The 17,036-nt window shown below is 49.8% G+C and carries 11 protein-coding genes; 7 read left to right on the forward strand and 4 right to left on the reverse strand.

Going from position 1 to position 17,036, the window contains the following annotated elements; translation table 11 throughout:
* The first annotated feature begins 109 nt into the window (after positions 1-109).
* The 3 genes from Kalk_RS20375 to Kalk_RS20385 all read left to right on the forward strand — a co-directional run bounded on the left by Kalk_RS20375 (position 110) and on the right by Kalk_RS20385 (position 7,488).
* The gene (locus tag Kalk_RS20375) at positions 110-904 is read left to right on the forward strand and encodes a TatD family hydrolase (protein WP_101896008.1); all 795 of its coding nucleotides are present in this window, start codon (positions 110-112) and stop codon (positions 902-904) included.
* 1 nt (position 905) lies between these two features.
* Complete coding sequence (rmuC, locus tag Kalk_RS20380) at positions 906-2,405, forward strand: DNA recombination protein RmuC (RefSeq protein WP_101896009.1); 1,500 nt, start codon at positions 906-908, stop codon at positions 2,403-2,405.
* Between the two features lie 103 nt (positions 2,406-2,508).
* A complete protein-coding gene (locus Kalk_RS20385; RefSeq protein WP_101896010.1) occupies positions 2,509-7,488 on the forward strand; it encodes a diguanylate cyclase in 4,980 nt (1,659 codons plus the stop codon).
* A 10-nt stretch (positions 7,489-7,498) separates the two neighbouring features.
* Here Kalk_RS20385 and Kalk_RS20390 read toward each other — a convergent pair whose 3' ends face one another.
* The 3 genes from Kalk_RS20390 to Kalk_RS20400 all read right to left on the reverse strand — a co-directional run bounded on the left by Kalk_RS20390 (position 7,499) and on the right by Kalk_RS20400 (position 10,449).
* Entirely contained in the window at positions 7,499-8,080 is a 582-nt protein-coding gene (locus tag Kalk_RS20390) for a hypothetical protein (RefSeq protein ID WP_101896011.1), read from the reverse strand.
* A 311-nt stretch (positions 8,081-8,391) separates the two neighbouring features.
* Positions 8,392-9,303, reverse strand: coding sequence for a C40 family peptidase (locus Kalk_RS20395; RefSeq protein ID WP_101896012.1), 912 nt, complete (start codon positions 9,301-9,303; stop codon positions 8,392-8,394).
* Positions 9,304-9,330: 27 nt separating this feature from the next.
* Positions 9,331-10,449 carry an aminotransferase class V-fold PLP-dependent enzyme gene (locus tag Kalk_RS20400; RefSeq protein ID WP_101896420.1) on the reverse strand — a complete coding sequence of 373 codons (1,119 nt, stop codon included), beginning with the start codon at positions 10,447-10,449 and terminating at the stop codon, positions 9,331-9,333.
* 233 nt (positions 10,450-10,682) lie between these two features.
* Between Kalk_RS20400 and Kalk_RS20405 the strand changes: the two genes are divergently transcribed.
* The 4 genes from Kalk_RS20405 (at position 10,683) to Kalk_RS20420 (ending at position 15,260) form a co-directional block, all read left to right on the forward strand.
* The gene (locus Kalk_RS20405) at positions 10,683-11,306 is read left to right on the forward strand and encodes a TetR/AcrR family transcriptional regulator (protein ID WP_199768112.1); all 624 of its coding nucleotides are present in this window, start codon (positions 10,683-10,685) and stop codon (positions 11,304-11,306) included.
* A gap of 153 nt (positions 11,307-11,459) precedes the next feature.
* Positions 11,460-12,083, forward strand: a complete 624-nt coding sequence (locus tag Kalk_RS20410; RefSeq protein WP_158643615.1) for a DUF4823 domain-containing protein — start codon at positions 11,460-11,462, stop codon at positions 12,081-12,083.
* A 165-nt stretch (positions 12,084-12,248) separates the two neighbouring features.
* Positions 12,249-14,678 carry a response regulator gene (locus Kalk_RS20415; protein WP_101896015.1) on the forward strand — a complete coding sequence of 810 codons (2,430 nt, stop codon included), beginning with the start codon at positions 12,249-12,251 and terminating at the stop codon, positions 14,676-14,678.
* A gap of 15 nt (positions 14,679-14,693) precedes the next feature.
* Positions 14,694-15,260, forward strand: coding sequence for a DUF1285 domain-containing protein (locus Kalk_RS20420; protein WP_101896016.1), 567 nt, complete (start codon positions 14,694-14,696; stop codon positions 15,258-15,260).
* Positions 15,261-15,386: 126 nt separating this feature from the next.
* Here the strand turns inward: Kalk_RS20420 and Kalk_RS20425 are convergent, their stop codons facing one another.
* Positions 15,387-17,027: an electron transfer flavoprotein-ubiquinone oxidoreductase gene (locus tag Kalk_RS20425; RefSeq protein ID WP_101896017.1), complete on the reverse strand. Its 1,641-nt coding sequence runs from the start codon at positions 17,025-17,027 to the stop codon at positions 15,387-15,389.
* Positions 17,028-17,036 lie beyond the last annotated feature (9 nt).

Below are 17,036 nucleotides of genomic sequence, written 5' to 3' on the forward strand. Positions count from 1 at the left end.
AGCCGGTGCGCACCGGCCTGATGCATTGCCTCGAATCACCCTCGCTATCCGTGTAAAATCACACCATTATCCATCCGATTGATTATCACAACCCCAGGACCCCAAATTCATGCTGGTTGATTCCCACTGCCATCTCGACAAACTGGATCTCAGCGCCCATGGTGGCGACTTGCACAAAGCATTGCAGGCGGCTTTTGAGCGTCAGGTGAACCACATTTTGTGTATTGGTATCGATCTGGAGCATATTGACGACGTCGTAGGGCTGGCAGAACAGCATGAGGCCGTATTTGCCTCAGTCGGTGTGCATCCGCTGTATCGCGAGAGTCGAGAGCCAAAGCTTAGTGACCTGATCGAGATAGCCCGACACCCCAAAGTGGTGGCCATTGGCGAAACGGGGTTGGACTACTTTTACGGTGAAGGGGATCTGCAGTGGCAAAAGGATCGATTTATCACCCATATAGAGGCTGCCAGACAAACACAGTTGCCCCTTATTATCCATACGCGCGGTGCCAAAGCAGACACGCTGGCCTACCTGCGTGATCATGGGAAAGGGGAGGTGCAGGGCGCACTACACTGTTTCACCGAAGATCTGGACATGGCAAAACAAGCGGTTGATATGGGGTTTATGATCTCAATATCGGGCATTGTCACCTTTGCCAATGCCACCGAACTGCGGGATGTGGTGAAAGCTCTGCCTCTGGATCGCCTGCTGGTGGAAACCGATGCCCCTTGGCTGGCACCCGTGCCTCATCGTGGCAAAAAGAATGAGCCTCAGTACGTAGTGGAAGTGGCTGAAAAAGTCGCCGCACTAAAAGGTGTGTCGTTGCAAGATGTGGCCAAAGTGACGACCGATAACTTTTTTACCCTGTTTGCCAAGGCCTGTGGCACCGGAGAAGCCAACTGACATGGATATTCAAATATTAACGGTGCTGGGTGGTGGCCTGGCGTTGGGGTTGATTCTTGGTGGCTTGATTGGGCATTTTCGAGCCCAGGCGCAACTGCAAAAACTTCGCTCTGAGGCCGAACGGGAGCAGGCTCTGCATCAGCAAGTGCAAGAACAAAGGGCGCATGTACAGTCCCAACTCGAGCAGCAAAGCGCAGAGCAGCAACAGCAACTGGACGCCATGCGGGCGCAGACCAGTCAGCTCGAGCGGGCGCTGGCTCAAGCCCAGGAGCAAGGGCGTCAGCAGGCAGCACTGGAAGAAAAACTGGCAGAGAAAGAGCGATTATTGTCCGAGCTGCAGGGAGAACTTAAGCGTGAGCATGGGCAGGTAACCGATCTTAGGGCCCGCCTGGAGGCATCGCAAAAAGAAACCCATGAGAAGATTCAGCTCTTGCAGGAAGCCAAAGAGCAAATGAAACTGGAGTTTCAAAGCATTGCCCATAAATTGTTTGAGGATAAGAGCGAGAAATTCACCCAGCAGAACAAAAGCAATATGGGAGAGATCCTAACTCCCTTGAAAGAACAGCTATCCGACTTCAAAAAGCGCGTGGAAGACGTGTATGACAAAGAAAGCCGCGATCGCTTATCCCTCTTTAACGAGATCGTGGCACTAAAAGACCTCAACAGTAAAATGACGGTTGAGGCCCTTAACCTTACCCGTGCCCTTAAAGGTGACAGCAAAACCCAAGGTAACTGGGGTGAAATGGTGCTGGAACGGGTGCTGGAGGCATCCGGCTTACAGAAGGGGCGTGAGTACGAAACCCAGGGTCAATACAGCAATGAAGATGGCCAGAGACTACGCCCGGATGTGATTGTGCATTTGCCTGATGCCAAACACATCATTATTGATTCGAAGGTGTCACTTACCGCATGGGAGCGATACAGCGCCAACGAGGATGAGTTGAATGAGCAGCACTTACTGGCCCATATAGACTCCATCAAGTCCCACATCCGGGATCTCAGTGCCAAAAACTACCCGGATCTCTATGGCATCAACGCACCGGACTACGTACTGATGTTCATCCCTATCGAGCCTGCTTTCCTTAAAGCGCTGGAATCGGACCCAGCGTTGTTTGGGCAGGCGTTTGATCGCAACATCATGTTGGTTTGCCCCTCCACCTTGTTGGTGAGCTTGAAGACCATTCACAATATCTGGCGTTACGAATATCAAAACCGCAACGCGTTGGAGATAGCCCGTCAGGCTGGAGGGCTGCATGATCAGTTCGTGTTGTTTGCAGAATCTCTGCAGGATGTAGGTGATAAGATTGATAAGGCGCGTCAGTCTTATGACACCGCCCATCGGCGTTTGGCTTCTGGGAAAGGCAATTTGGTTCGCCGGATAGAGCAATTGGAAGTGCTGGGAGCCAAAGCCCGCAAGAAAATACCTGACTCCTTGAAGGAAAGTGCCGAAGGTGAGATCGAGGCTGATCTGGAGGCACTGGTGCAACCAGAGGGTAATTAATTCTGCAGATACACCCTTAAAATATCTGAGCTATAGTTATTAAATCAGCGGGTTATCGGGTTCTGCCGCCCTCGCTCAACTATACGTTCTTGGATATATACCTATGACCCCTGAATCCCCAAATCAGGATCTTTTGCCCGGATACAAGATACATGAAATGATCTTTGATAAGGGTACCACCAGAGTGTATCGGGCTGAACGCCTGTCTGACGGCAGGAGTGTCATGCTAAAGGCATTGCGCGACGACGGCGATATACTGGATTCCACGGCCTCCCTTAAGCATGAATATGATATTGCCAGACAATTTAATGCCGATGGCGTGATTCAGGTTATTGGTCTAGAGCAGTTCCAGAACCGACCAATGATCGTGCTGGAGGACTTTGGCGGGGTATCTCTCAGTCGTTTGATCGAGAGCAACAGAACCATTTCGCTGCCGGAGTTGCTTTCAATAGCCATTCAGTTGTCGCAGGGCCTCAGTGACATTCATAGCGCTAACATCATTCATAAAGACATCACACCCTCGAACGTGGTTTACAACCCGGACACGGGGAAGGCAAAAGTCATTGATTTTGGTATCTCAACTTATTTAACGCGCGAGCAGGCGGCGATTGCCAATCCTAAAGTGGTGGAGGCCAGCCTACCCTATATTTCGCCGGAGCAAACCGGGCGCATGAATCGCTCGGTGGATTATCGCAGTGACTTCTATTCCTTCGGCGTTACCCTATTCGAACTGCTTACGGGTCGACTGCCTTTTGTGGTCAGTGAGCCTATCGAATGGTTTCACTGCCATATTGCCAAACAACCACCGACACCATTCCAGATCGATCCCACCATACCTCAGCCAGTTTCCGACATTGTAATGAAGCTGATGGAGAAAATGGCTGAGAACCGCTATCAAAGCGCACAAGGGTTAAAGGCCGATCTACAGCGCTGTTTGGATCAACTGAATCAATCAGGCACCATCGAACCGTTTGCGTTGGGCACGGATGACATTAGTCAGCACTTTCAGATACCTCAAACCCTTTATGGCAGGGAGCAGGAAGTAAAGCAGTTGCTGGCAAGCTTCGAGCGGGTTAGCCAGGGCAGCAACGAGTTGATGCTGGTGTCAGGATATTCAGGCATCGGAAAAACCTGCCTGATACGAGAAATATATAAGCCCATTACCGAGCGACGTGGTTTTTTTATCGCGGGGAAATACGATCAACTGCATCGGAATGTGCCTTATAGCGCGTTGGTTGCAGCGTTGCGTGATCTGGTGCGCCAGCTACTTACAGAGAACGAAGAGCGGCTCGCCACTTGGCGGGAGAAAATTCTTGCAGCGGTAGGTGTTAACGGTCAGATCATGGTGGATTTGCTGCGGGAGCTGGAGTTGGTGATCGGGCCTCAGCCGGACGTTGCTGTTTTACCACCGCTGGAATCAGAGCAGCGTTTCCATCTGGTTTTTATGGCATTCATAAAGGTATTTGCCAGTGCAGCGCACCCGCTGGCTATTTTTCTGGATGATTTGCAATGGGCGGACAATGCCAGTCTCAATCTGCTGGAGTCATTAATTCATCCGGAATCAAAATTGCCATATTTGTTGGTGATTGGGGCGTTTCGCGATAACGAAGTGCAGCAGGGGCACCCGCTGAGACTCAGTATTAAGTCCATTGCAGAACATGGGTGCCCGGTTGAAGAAATTAGGCTTAGCCCTCTGAGCCTAGAGCATCTCGCGGCTCTTCTTAGTGATACGCTTGGCCTGAAGCGTGACGATGTCATGGCTTTAGCGCAACTGATTCAACAGAAAACAGCAGGTAATCCATTTTTTACAGAGGAATTTCTAAAAACCCTGCATCAAAAAGGGCTGATTGCTTTTGATACGAGGTTGCGGTGTTGGACGGGCGACGTTGATCTAATCCGCCAACAACAAATCACAGACAATGTGGTTGATCTGATGGCAGAAAAATTATGCCAGCTGGAGCCACAAACTCTGGAACTGATTAAGCTCGCCGCCTGTATAGGAAACCGTTTTCCTTTGAGTCTGTTGATGCTTGTTTCTGATCAGTATCCGGCGCAGATCGAGGCCGGGATAAAATCGGCAATGAAAGCGGGAGTGATTGCTCCGATCGGCGATACCTATCAGATTATGGAGCTGAAAGATCGCAAGCTGAATGAGGTAACGGTTGAATTTGCGTTTGCGCACGATCGCATACAGCAGTCGGCCTATGCGCTACTGGATAAAGCGCGACGCAAGCAGGTCCATTTGCAAATCGGGCACTTGTTGTTACGCAGATTAAACGATGAAAAACGCCATGAGCGGCTTTTTGATATTACTAACAGTCTGAACTTCGCAATCAAGCTGATCAATGATCCTGCAGAACGGGCGCAGCTGTGTCAACTGAACCTTTTGGCAGGCAAGCGCGCGAAAGCATCGACTGCTTATGATGCAGCTAAGAGCTATTTTAACTTTGCGCTCGGCTTGCTGCCTGAAGATTCATGGCAGCAAGCATACGAACTCACGCTTGAACTGCATAATGAAGCGGCAGAGGCCGCTTATTCATTAGCTGATTACAGCGCGTTGCAAAAACTGTTAGAGGCGGGCTACGCCGGTGCAAAAACATTGATTGATAAAATAGATTTATACCTGGTGCAGATATCAGCACTCATTGCACAAGGACGTCTGCAGGAATCTCTGGATCTAGCAAAGCCGGTCATAGCTAAATTGGATTACCACTATCCGGATAAGCCCAATAAACTTCAAGTTATGATCGAGTTGTTTAAGAGCATTATTTATCTGCGTAAAGTTGATATCAAAAAGCTTGAAACGTTGCCCGCGATGACTGATCCCCGTCATATCGCTGCGCATCTGATCGGTTCTCGTATTGGGGCTCCGGCCATGTTTCTGCAGCCGGAACTGTTGTCGATGATGGCCTTCCGCTCCCTGCGTATTCAGTATAAGCACGGCCACTGCGTACACGCACTCAATGCCTGGACGCTCTACGGTATGGTGTTGGCGAGTCGTTTGTACAAGTCTGGGAAAGGCGATGCATTTGGTAAGCTTGCTCTCATGTTAACCAAGCGCTTTAAGTCTCGTGCTATGGCCGCTCGGGTTGAACATCTTTACAACGCGGTGGTTCGTCATTGGCATGAGCCATTGCGCAACTGTATTGATCCTTTGCAGCAGGCCTATAGGCTGGCTATAGAGAACGGGGATTTCGAATACGCGGTATTGGCCTTGGTTGTGCGCATGATAGATCAGTTGGATTCGGGGCTTGATTTGGACACATTGCAGTCCGAGTTGAGGGAGTATCACGGCGCAATAAAACAGTTGCACCAGGGAGATACGCTTGACTACGTGGATATCTATTTGCAGTTCTGCGAGAACATGAGTGGTAAAGCGAAAGATCCAACAGTGCTTATTGGTAAACATTATGATGTAGAGGCAAAGCGCAAGGTACATGAGAAGAAAGGTGATAAAAGCCTGATCGTAATTGATCATGATATGACGTTATTGACTCGTTACCTTTTCGGCGACGTCAAGGGTGCGTTAATTGAAGCCGATACGATGTCGGTCGATGATGCCAGTGTTGCGGGATTCTTTATGTCAGCGCGGATGACGTTGCTCGATACGCTGATTCGGTTTGCCAATGTCCACGGTGCCACTCGCAAAGAACGCAAGAATCTGATGCGAAAGGCAGCCGGGAATCAAGCAAAAATGAAAGCTTGGTCTAAAAACAACCCAGATAATTTTCGTAACAAATACTGTTTGATTGAGGCTGAGCGTTTGCGAGTTATGGAGAAAGGGCTGGAGGCGCATCCTTGGTATGATGAAGCGATTCGGCTTGCTGCAGAGCAGGGGTTTATCCATGAACAGGCACTTGCAAACGAGCTGTGCGGTGCGATGCATTGTGCAGCAGGACGAATGACCATCGGTATGCCTTATCTTGCTCAAGCTCTTGAGCTATATCAGCGCTGGGGCGCATTGGCTAAAGTTGAAAACTTGCAACAGCGTTACCCTCAGCTGATCAGAGCAGTGCGGCATAAGGATTCAACCATACTGGGGGGCACCACACGTACCGAACAGTTGGTTAGTATCGACATCACCGCATTGATGAAAGCGTTGAAAGCCATCGCTGAAGAGAAGGCTCATGGCCGAATGGTGGAATTGATACTGGCGTCGGCACTGGAGTTCGCGGCAGCGCAACAGGGCTTGTTAATATTGCGAAACGCCGAGGGCAAGTTCTTTATAGAAGGGGAGGCCAGTGTTGATGGCAGCAAATCCAATGTCCTACGTTCACTGCCTTTAACCGATGAGCGTTTGCCACGATCGTTGATCAACTATGTCATTCGCACTAAGGCCAGTATCGTAGTGCATGATGCTCAACAGGCGGTTGATGATATACCTGGTTTGACTGTGGATCCCTATATCCAGAAAAATGGGATTCGTTCACTGCTTTGCTTGTCTATTGTGACCGGCAGCGCTGATGAGAGCGAGCTGATTGGTTTGCTTTATCTGGAGAATAACCTGGCTGTAGGTAGTTTTATTCAAGAACGTTTTGACACCCTTGAAATCATCGGTATGGCAGCTGCTGGACGCCTGGAGCTGTCACGTAAGGCATCGTTTGATGGGCTGACCGGCTTGTTTAATCACGAATATTTTCAAAACATGTTACGGCAGGAGTTTGCCAGTTCGCGGCGCTACCAGCTTGGCCTTGGTCTTATTCTTATCGATATAGATCATTTTAAGCAGTTTAATGATACTTGGGGGCATCAGCTCGGCGATCTTGTGTTGCGGGAGGTGGCTCAGCTGATCAAATCCCATTGCCGTGATTGCGATGTTGTTGCCCGTTACGGTGGCGAAGAGATGGTCATCATCATGCCCAGCACCACAATGCCCTATGCTGAGGAAGTGGCAGAACGCATACGTGCCGTTGTTGAAAATCACCGGGTTATCCATGAAGGGCACGAACTGACTGTTACCATCAGTTTGGGGCTATCCATGCTGGGAGAGAATACTGTGGATAAAGACGAACTTATTCGTGTGGCGGATGAAGCTCTGTACGTGTCTAAAAGAAATGGGCGAAATCAGGTTACCGTTGCTTAGAGTCCAGTGCTTAGTGTCCAGCTTCACCTTTACAGGGTTGGGAAAAATCAATTACAAATTGATCGAAGCCTATGACTAAAACGCCAATGGCGTGTTTGGCTCTGGGGTTGTATATCGGTGTTGATACTTTTACCAACATCAGGTGGGTGCTTTCATCCAGTGTCTCGGATTGGAAATAGGCTTCTCCCTGTTTTAAGTTGATGGCTCTTAGAAATTGCGCTTCATCCCCTTGCCAAAAGTCCGTTGTTTTCTCGGTTGCTGCAACTAGCCCGCCATTTCGCCCAATCAATAAGCCTTCTCCTTGAATTGAAATATTAGCAATCCATTTACGCATCGCATCTGCTGACGGATTAGCTATTATGGCGTTAAGTACACTGTCTGATTCTCTTAGTTTGGGCCATACCCTATCAATTTTGTGGGGGTCAGGAGGTGAGGTGTTGTAGTTGTTTACATCTGTAATCAGAATTGGGTTAGTGGCCAGTTCCGCAACTTGTTTTCCAAGGCAGCGCCAGCGAATGTCTTCGTCTGGGTTGTTTGGTGTAGCGAACGTTGTTGAGCTAATCAAACACACTAAGATGCAGATGTGTCGCATTGGGTGTTGCTCTCCAGCCTTGAACTATTGTTATTTATTTTCGCCAAAAAAAACCCGGAGCCTGGGGGGGGATCCGGGTTAAGACCAATAGGAGTTAAATATGCGGTACTCGATCCTCGGTACCTGGACCACACAAGGCGACCCAACCAATGCAATTCTCACGTTTGGGGGGAAGTGAGCAACATCAGTAATGGTAAGTATTGCTGAGGATCCTGAAACATCCAGTAAACGGTTAAATTTATTTGTGATTAAAAATACCAAAAGTAAAAGCATTTCGAATAAGTGAATTGAAAGCTTCATTTTACACACACTCAGTCTTGTCGAGAGTTGATGGGGGTTACCTTGCTTTCATCAACCGAAACGGCGCTATCTTCGGTATTGCTTTCCTTGTTGGTGTTATTGGGTTGAAACACCAAAGCAGGATCCTGTTCCATGCCAGAATATACGCCGCTGCCTTTCCACGGAATCAGTCGCTCATGCTCATACAGTTTGAAATCTATAAACGGGTACTTAACGATTTCAAAGTTAGGTGATTGGTCGATTTCATAGGGCATACAGAGTATGGGGTGGCGTCGTAGCAACTGAACACCCTGATCACCGGTAATTTTTACTAGCGGATAAACCGGGAACTGAATAAATCCGAAGCACTCTGCGATGAAAGCGGCCGTTACATTTTTGGTGTGTCGTCCCGCCCAGCGACGAAAACTGCTGCCTCTCCAGTTTGTAGGCCACATTCCCCATGGAAAGAAAAAGCGGAACAGATCAAACAGGTATCCGCCGCCTTTGTGGGAACCAAGACGGTTTACCGCAAAACGAACCACTTGGCTTGCGTCTTTTTCATTGAGGCTTTTGGGGCGACATACGCGCAAGTGCTCATTTTCATATAGGTCAAGCGGGTTAACTACAATGCCTTCCCCCAGCCGTGATTCGATAACCAGAGGAGTGTCTGGGGATCCATTAAAGAAATGACCTATGATGGTTTTCAGGTCGGAGTCGACTATATCCAGAGGGCGGCCAATGTAGAGCGCTGCATGGCTCCAGGGGCTGCGGGTAACGGTCTGGATCACGCTGTCGGAGCGGCTGGTACCCTCCACTAAGACCACATCGCATGGTTTGATTTCCAGGCGTATACGGTCAAAGTCGCTGAGCCCGTGATCTTTGGGTTCTCTTGGACGAGTAAGCCATTCCAGAATGAAGGCGATGAATTGTTTAAACACCTGCATACATTATCCTGATTGTCGCCTATGTTGCTAGGCGGGTATAAGTTCAACTGCTCGGGCCAGCTGAGACTCGGGCGTGTAAAAGTGTGGCGAGAATCGAACGCCTCCTCCACGGCAGGCGCAAATCACGCCTTGAGCCATCAGCTGACTATACAATGATTCTGAGCTTATTTTACGGTGACGGAAAGTCAAAATACCGGATCTGCGTGTTCGTTCCGTGTCGGTTATCAGCTCCAGGTCATTATGTCTTATAAGCGCTTGCTCCAGAAAAGCCACCTTACTCAGCAGTTCTCGCTGGACGTTGTCCATGCCGTATTCCAGTAGTAGGCTGAGGCTGGCGTTGAGTGCGTATGCTCCCATCATGTTGGGGCTTCCACATTCAAAGCGCTTGGCATCCTGCGCTACCTCCCAGGTTTTGACGTTGTAGTTGCCGCGATCTTCCACCATGTGCCAGCCGTATTGGTTTAGGCTCAGCTTATCCATGGCCTGATCGCTCACATAGAACAGAGCCAGACCTTCGGGCCCCAGCATCCACTTATGTCCATCAGCCACAACAAAATCCGCTTGGCATTGATTCACGTTGAAGGGGAGGGCTCCAATGCTTTGGATGGCATCGACGCAAAACAGAATGCCTTTTTGGGAGCAGGCTTCACCCAGAACATCCAGATCCAGTACCAACCCCGTTCCATATTGAACTGAACTGACCGACAACAAGCGCACCGATTCATCCAGGGCGTCAATAATAGCATGCTCAGGGGAGGCACTGGTCAGGGAAACTTCGCACAGCGTTACACCTTTATCGGCGAGTGATTCCCATACGATACGGTTGCTGGGGAATTCCTGGTCGGTAATGACGATTGTGTCCCCAGCACGCCAATTCAGACCATAGGCGATGGCCGATAAGCCCTCTGATGTGTTTTTCTGCAGCGCAATATTACGGGGTGACTGAGCGCCGATCAGTTCCGCTAGGCGGTTACGCAGTGTCTGCTCGACTTTCATCCAGGCAGGGTAGTTGGCGGCTCCTCGTTGTGTGTTTTCTCGCGCAAAGTCGCATACTGCGTCAGCCGTGCGTTTGGGCCAGGGGGCTACGGCGGCGTGGTTCAGGTAGCAAATAGACGAATCCAACGGGAATTCCTGGTGGAGCGAGATGTCTGGCACGGGTTTACATCCTCCTTGTTTTATTCGGATAGTCTATAGTGTGAGGTGAAATGACTCAAAGGTCATCTTGTGTTGGGCTTTTAGATTGTTCTACAACCTATTGATCTATAGAGCTAATGAGGACAAAAACCTGCATAATTAGCCCATAAGGAATAGGAAAAAGTGACCAAATTGCGCATAATTGCGCACCAAATCGCGGTGTCGGAGTTAGATAGATGACTGATATGCAGAAAGCCAGCCAGAAGGCGCAGGAATTTCGCAAACGTGAAGAAGAAATTCTGGAGCGTGCCCAGGAGCTGTTTATCGCACACGGGGAAGACAAAGTTACGGTCGAGATGATTGCCGATGCGGTTAATATTGGTAAAGGCACCATCTATAAGCATTTCGAAACCAAGGACGAAATCTACCTGCGGTTGATGATTCGGTATGAAGAAGAGCTGGCGGAGATGTTTGATCGCCTCAATCAGGGTGAATCCAAGGATCGGGCGCAGCTGGCTAAAGATTACTTTTCGTTCAGAATGAGAGATCCCGATCGATATGCCTTGTTTGATCGTCTGGAACACAAACTGACCAACAAAACATCCTGCCCGGATTTGGTTGCCAAGTTGCATGAAATACGTGCGAGTAACATGGATAAGCTGGCCAGTGAGATTCAGGCAAAAATTGACGATGGCACCTTGGAAGACGTGCCGCCTTATTTTCATATTTTTTCTGCCTGGGCGTTGGTACACGGTGCAGTGGCACTGCATCACTCCAAGTTTTACCAGGAATTCATCGATGATAAGGACGGTTTCTTTAACTTCCTGGCGGATGTTGGTATTCGCATGGCCAACCGCCGCAAACGATAGGCTGCAGCTGCCTGTTAATGCAGCCTGTTGAAATATAGCCACTTTCCCTTATCGCCCCGTTAACTATACTGAAGGCAGGATATGCAACGGGGGAACGTTATTTTGCGCGCCAGAATCGTACTAATGGCTTTGGGTATAGCCGCAAGTGTGGCTATGAATTTGACTTTGAGTGCTTGCAGCTCAGATTCGTATATTGCCAATGCCTCTACCAATTCTTTTGATAAAATGTCGCCGGTGGGCAGTCGCCAGGTTACCCGCCAGCAACAACTGGCATTGGCCCCGCACTATCGAATACAGGTGGCTTACGCTGAAAACGGTATTCGCAGCGAGGACATCGACGACTTGAATCTGCTGGCACGTGATGCGCTTGCCCGCCACCTCAAGCGTTATTTTTCCCATGTTGATGTGGCTGATAAACCGCAAAACCTCAATCAGGCGTTGGCGGCAGCTGCTGCCGGTCAAGCCAACATCTTGATGTACCCCCGCATTGAAAACTGGCCCAACATTGAACCCCTGCGATTGCAGGAATGCACGAATGCAGAAGGCGAAGTGAAAACCAGCCTGGGGGAGTGTGAAGAAAAGGACGATGCCCAGACCGACGAATTGGTTGTCATGGTGGGCATATATGATGTGTTGTCCGGCCAACAGGTTGATGCTATCCATGCCCGTTCTCGCCGCGGGCTCGCTTCGTATTTATATGAAGACAGCAAAAACGAATTGGAGGAGTTGAATAAACTGATGCTGCTGAGGCTTGCACCCAACTCCGGTCAGCGCTGAAGGTTATACATTCTACATTGTTTGATGTTAATATTATTTGTCAGACAGTAATACAGAACTAGAATAAAGCTCAGTGCACTATTGGGTATCAGGGAAGTACGAAGTGATTCAACTTCACGAACATACTGCGGCGTTTTCTGCGGTCATGGATAGGGGGATAATTGTGTGAAGCAATTGTTTGATCGGTTGTCCGTTGCAAACAAGCTGGTGCTTATAAACCTCATCGTTGTCATCGCTGCGCTTGCTTCTGCTTTACTGTACTTTGTTATCTCCGAGCGATCAGAGCATCGCGAACATTTTATCGACGATCTTCGTATCCAGAGCCGCATGATGGCTCAGTCTCTTTTGCCCACTCTTACAGCCCGTGACACAGCCCAGGCACAGCACCTATTGAATGCCTATTCAGTGGATAAAGCCATTATCGAAGTCATCGTGTTTGATGCCGACCGGCAAGTCATTGCTTACTACAATCGTGAAGGAAAACCTTTGGCCGAAACGGATTACGCTTATTTGTACGGTGGGCGCCTGCAATGGCCCGGCGACAATGAGCGCTCGGTGATTTTCTCTCGCCAGGGTGTGTTTCTGTTTGAGCAGATTGACGATGGCCAAGGGCCCGTGGGCGGTTTGTTTGTGTATTCCTCTTTGGCGCAGGTGGAGGAACATAAAAGCCAAAGCTTCTGGATTATGGCCGGTGTTTTTGTGGTGGCGCTGATTGTATCGTTACTGATTATTCGTCGCATGATTGCGCTGGTTACAGAGCCGATTCACAAGGTGTTGAATGCTGTCAAAGCTGTCAGCGAAGAGGGTAATTACACGGTTCGAGTGGATGGCCATACCAGCGATGAACTGGGGGAGCTGGCGGAGGCATTTAATAAAATGCTGCATGCCATAGGTGAGCGTGATTCAGAACTGAGCAAGCAGCACCTTAAGCTTGAAGCGGAAGTTCAGGAGCGCACCCAGGAGTTGCGTATCACCAATGAAAATCTTGAGAAGACCATAAAAGCCTTGCAGCAGGCTAACCGCGCTATCCGCATATCGGAAGAGAATAAACGTATTGCAGAAGCCAGCGCGCGATCCAAAGCCCACTTTCTTGCCAATATGAGTCATGAGCTGAGAACGCCTATGAATGGCGTTCTGGGTATGCTGTCACTGATGAATGACACTGAATTGAATGAGGAGCAGCGTGAATACCTGAGTGTGGCCTATGAGTCGGGACACGTGTTGCTTGAGCTGATCAATAATGTGCTCGATCTGTCCAAGATTGAGCAGGGTAAGCTGGTATTGGAGTCCATTCCGTTTGACTTACGGGAGTGTCTGGAAGAAGTATTTGCTATCGTTGCGGAATCGGCTCAGAGCAAAGGGCTGGAGCTTGCTTTGGATTGGACGCCATCGACCCCAAGCAAAGTGATCGGGGATCCAGTGCGCTTTAAGCAATTAATCATCAACCTGGTGGGTAACGCCATCAAGTTTACGGAAAGTGGCCACATTTTGGTGATGTTCCGGCTGGTAGGGGATTTTGGTGTTCGCAAGCGCTTTCGATTCGAGGTGTGTGATACGGGCATCGGCATTAAGGATGATGTACGGAATCTGATATTTGAGAAGTTCTCTCAGGCTGATACTTCTACGACCCGAGAATACGGTGGTACAGGCCTTGGTTTGGCGTTATGCAAACAGTTGACCCATCTTATGGAGGGCAATATTGGGGTGCAGAGTGATGCTGGCAAAGGCAGCACCTTTTGGTTTGAAGTGTATTTCCAAGAGCAGCAAAACTATGAGCAGGAGCGCATATTTGCACCTGGTTCGGCCCGCTTTTTATTGTTGGAACCGAGCCGGGCGGCCCAGTCCAGTTTTGCATCCTATCTTGGCGCTATGGGCGGCAGAACCGATGCGGTTACCGATATGGAAAGCTTTTTAGGTCGGTTGGAATCGCGAGATCAGGTTTACCATGGTGTCATTATGAGCCTTAACGCAGGTATTGATGTGGTTCACCCCATGCTTGCCGCATCTCTGCTTACCCAGCGATTCAGCAATGCGCAGATTATTGTGTCTGGGACCGCTCAGCAGCGACAGAGGCTTACCCCCGAAGAACGCTTGCTGTATACGTTTGTCACCAAGCCTTTGCGCTTCGAGCGACTGCGAGCTGCGTTGTCTGTTGCTGTTGGGGAGAAAAACTCCGCCGACATGGTTATAGAATCGGAAGGCAAGGTTGTGCCATTACAACACCGTAAGCTGCTGGTAGTGGAGGATAACCTGGTAAATCAGCAGGTGGCCTGCGGGCGGCTTGAGCGGATGGGGTTTGATGTTCATGTGGCTGAAAACGGAGCTGCTGCGTTGGAACTCTATAATCAGGGCCAGTTTGATCTGATTTTTATGGATTGCCAAATGCCGGTGTTGGATGGGTATCAGGCCACACGCAAGATACGTGAAGCCGAGCAGAGAGGGGCCGGTAAGCGAATCCCGATCATTGCTATGACAGCCCATGCTCTGGCGGGGGATCGTGAACACTGCATTCAGGCCGGAATGGATGATTACGTGTCTAAACCTTTTAAGACGGAAGAGTTGAAAATCATATTGGAGCGATGGCTAAAGAGTTAGCTGTGCGGGAAAATCATGAGCGATAAGTTGAATCTGAGCGACCTGGCAGGTCAAGTTAGTAGCAATGACGGCAAAGAAAAAAAGTTGCCTCCTATTGAAAAGTGGAATCCTCCATTCAGCGGTGATTTGGATATGCGAATCCAGCGGGATGGAAAATGGTTTTATCTGGGTTCGGAAATTAAGCGCCAAGCTTTGGTGAACTTGTTCTCGGGCATTTTACTGCGGGAAGGTGATGATTATTTTCTGGTGACTCCGGTGGAGAAATATCGGATTCAGGTTGAAGATGCGCCTTTTATCGCTGTGCTGGTGGAGACGGTTGAGCAGGATGGTCGCCCATGCCTGAAATTTCACACCAATGTGGGTGATACTGTGGTGGCAGATAGTGAGCATCCGATTCGTGTGGCGCTGGATGACGCTACCGGTGAGCCTTCGCCCTATATCCTTGTGCGCAGAAACCTGGAAGCTTTGATCTCGCGTAACGTCTTTTATCAGCTGGTGGATCAGGCAGAGGTGGTGTCGGAGGGCAGTAATGAGCTGGTGATTCACAGCGCAGGCTGTCGTTATAGTTTGGGGCGGTTCTAAGTTAAGTATCCTGCTTGCTCGTGAACATCAAAGCTAATGCTCACAAGTCAAAGCAGAAGGTGCCAGGCATAAAAAAAGAGCAGGTATTCCTGCTCTTTTTTTGGTTATAAACTACCCGCTAGCTTGTTACATGTTGGGGTAGTTCGGGCCACCGGTGCCTTCTGGTACGACCCAAGTGATGTTCTGGCTTGGATCTTTGATGTCACAGGTTTTACAGTGTACGCAGTTTTGAGCATTGATCTGGAAGCGTTTGCTGCCGTCTTCATTGTCCATTACTTCGTATACGCCAGCAGGGCAGTAGCGCTGTGCTGGTTCGGCCCATTTCTCCAGGTTGACGTTGATGGGTATGTTGGCATCGGTCAGCTTCAGATGGCAGGGCTGATCTTCTTCGTGGTTGGTGTTCGACAGGAACACAGAACCCAGCTTGTCGAAGCTCAGTTTACCATCGGGCTTGGGATAGCTGATGGGGGAGAAGTTGGCAGCGGGTTTGATGCACGCGTAATCGGGAGTGGTGTCGTGCAGGTTGACCGGCAATTTTCCGTTGAAAATGTTCTGATCGATAAAGTTGAACGCTGCGCCGATAAAAGTACCGAATTTGTGCATGGCGGCACCGAAATTGCGGCTGCGGAACAGTTCGTCGAATACCCAGGAATTTTCAAACTTGGTGGTGTAGGCAGTCAGTTCTGTAGGCGCTGTCTCTTGGGCCAAGCCTTCTACAATGGCTTCGGCTGCCAGCATGCCGCTCTTCATGGCGGTATGGGTGCCTTTGATTTTGCTGAAGTTCAAGGTTCCAGCATCGCAACCAATCAGCAGGCCACCGGGGAAAGTCAGTTTGGGCAGTGAATGCAGGCCACCTTTCACTACTGCGCGGGCGCCGTAGGAAATACGCTTGCCGCCACTCAGTGTTTCGGCGAACAGCGGATGGTGTTTCATGCGCTGGAATTCGTCGAACGGGCTCAGGTAGGGGTTGTCGTAGTTTAGGTCGGTGATCAGACCTACAACCGCTTGATTGTTTTCGGTGTGGTACAGGAAGAAACCGCCAGTGGCACCATTTTCAGCCAGTGGCCAGCCAGCGCCGTGTACTACCAGGCCTTCTTTGTGCTTGGACGGGTCGATGTCCCACAGTTCCTTGATGCCGATACCGTAGTGTTGGGGATCTTTGCCGGCATCCAGGTTGAATTTCTTGATCAGCTCTTTACCCAGATGGCCGCGACAGCCTTCAGAGAAGATGGTGTATTTGGCGTGCAGTTCAATACCCTGGGTGTAGCTGGCTTTTTGTTCGCCGGAATGGGATACGCCCATGTCGCCAGTGGCCACACCTTTTACGCTGCCGTCTTCGTTAAACAGGATTTCTGCTGCGGCAAAACCGGGATAGATTTCAACGCCCAGACCTTCGGCCTGTTCGCCCAGCCAACGGCACACATTGCCCAAGCTTACGATGTAGTTGCCATCGTTGTGCATGGGTTTGGGGATGCCGAAATGGGGGACTTTTTGCGCTTTGGTGTCGCTGGTGAGAAAGTAGACCTCGTCTTCTTTTACCGGCACGTTCAGAGGGGCACCCAGCTCTTTCCAGTTGGGGAACAGTTCGTTCATGGCGCGGGGTTCGATGACAGCACCGGACAGGATGTGGGCTCCAACTTCGGAACCTTTCTCCACTACACACACGGTAATCTCTTCGTTTAGCTGTTTCAGTTTACATGCAGTCGATAGTCCTGCGGGACCCGCACCGACGATGACTACATCATATTCCATCGATTCACGTTCCATAGCGTGTCT

It is taken from the genome of Ketobacter alkanivorans, assembly GCF_002863865.1.
Lineage (GTDB): Bacteria > Pseudomonadota > Gammaproteobacteria > Pseudomonadales > Ketobacteraceae > Ketobacter > Ketobacter alkanivorans.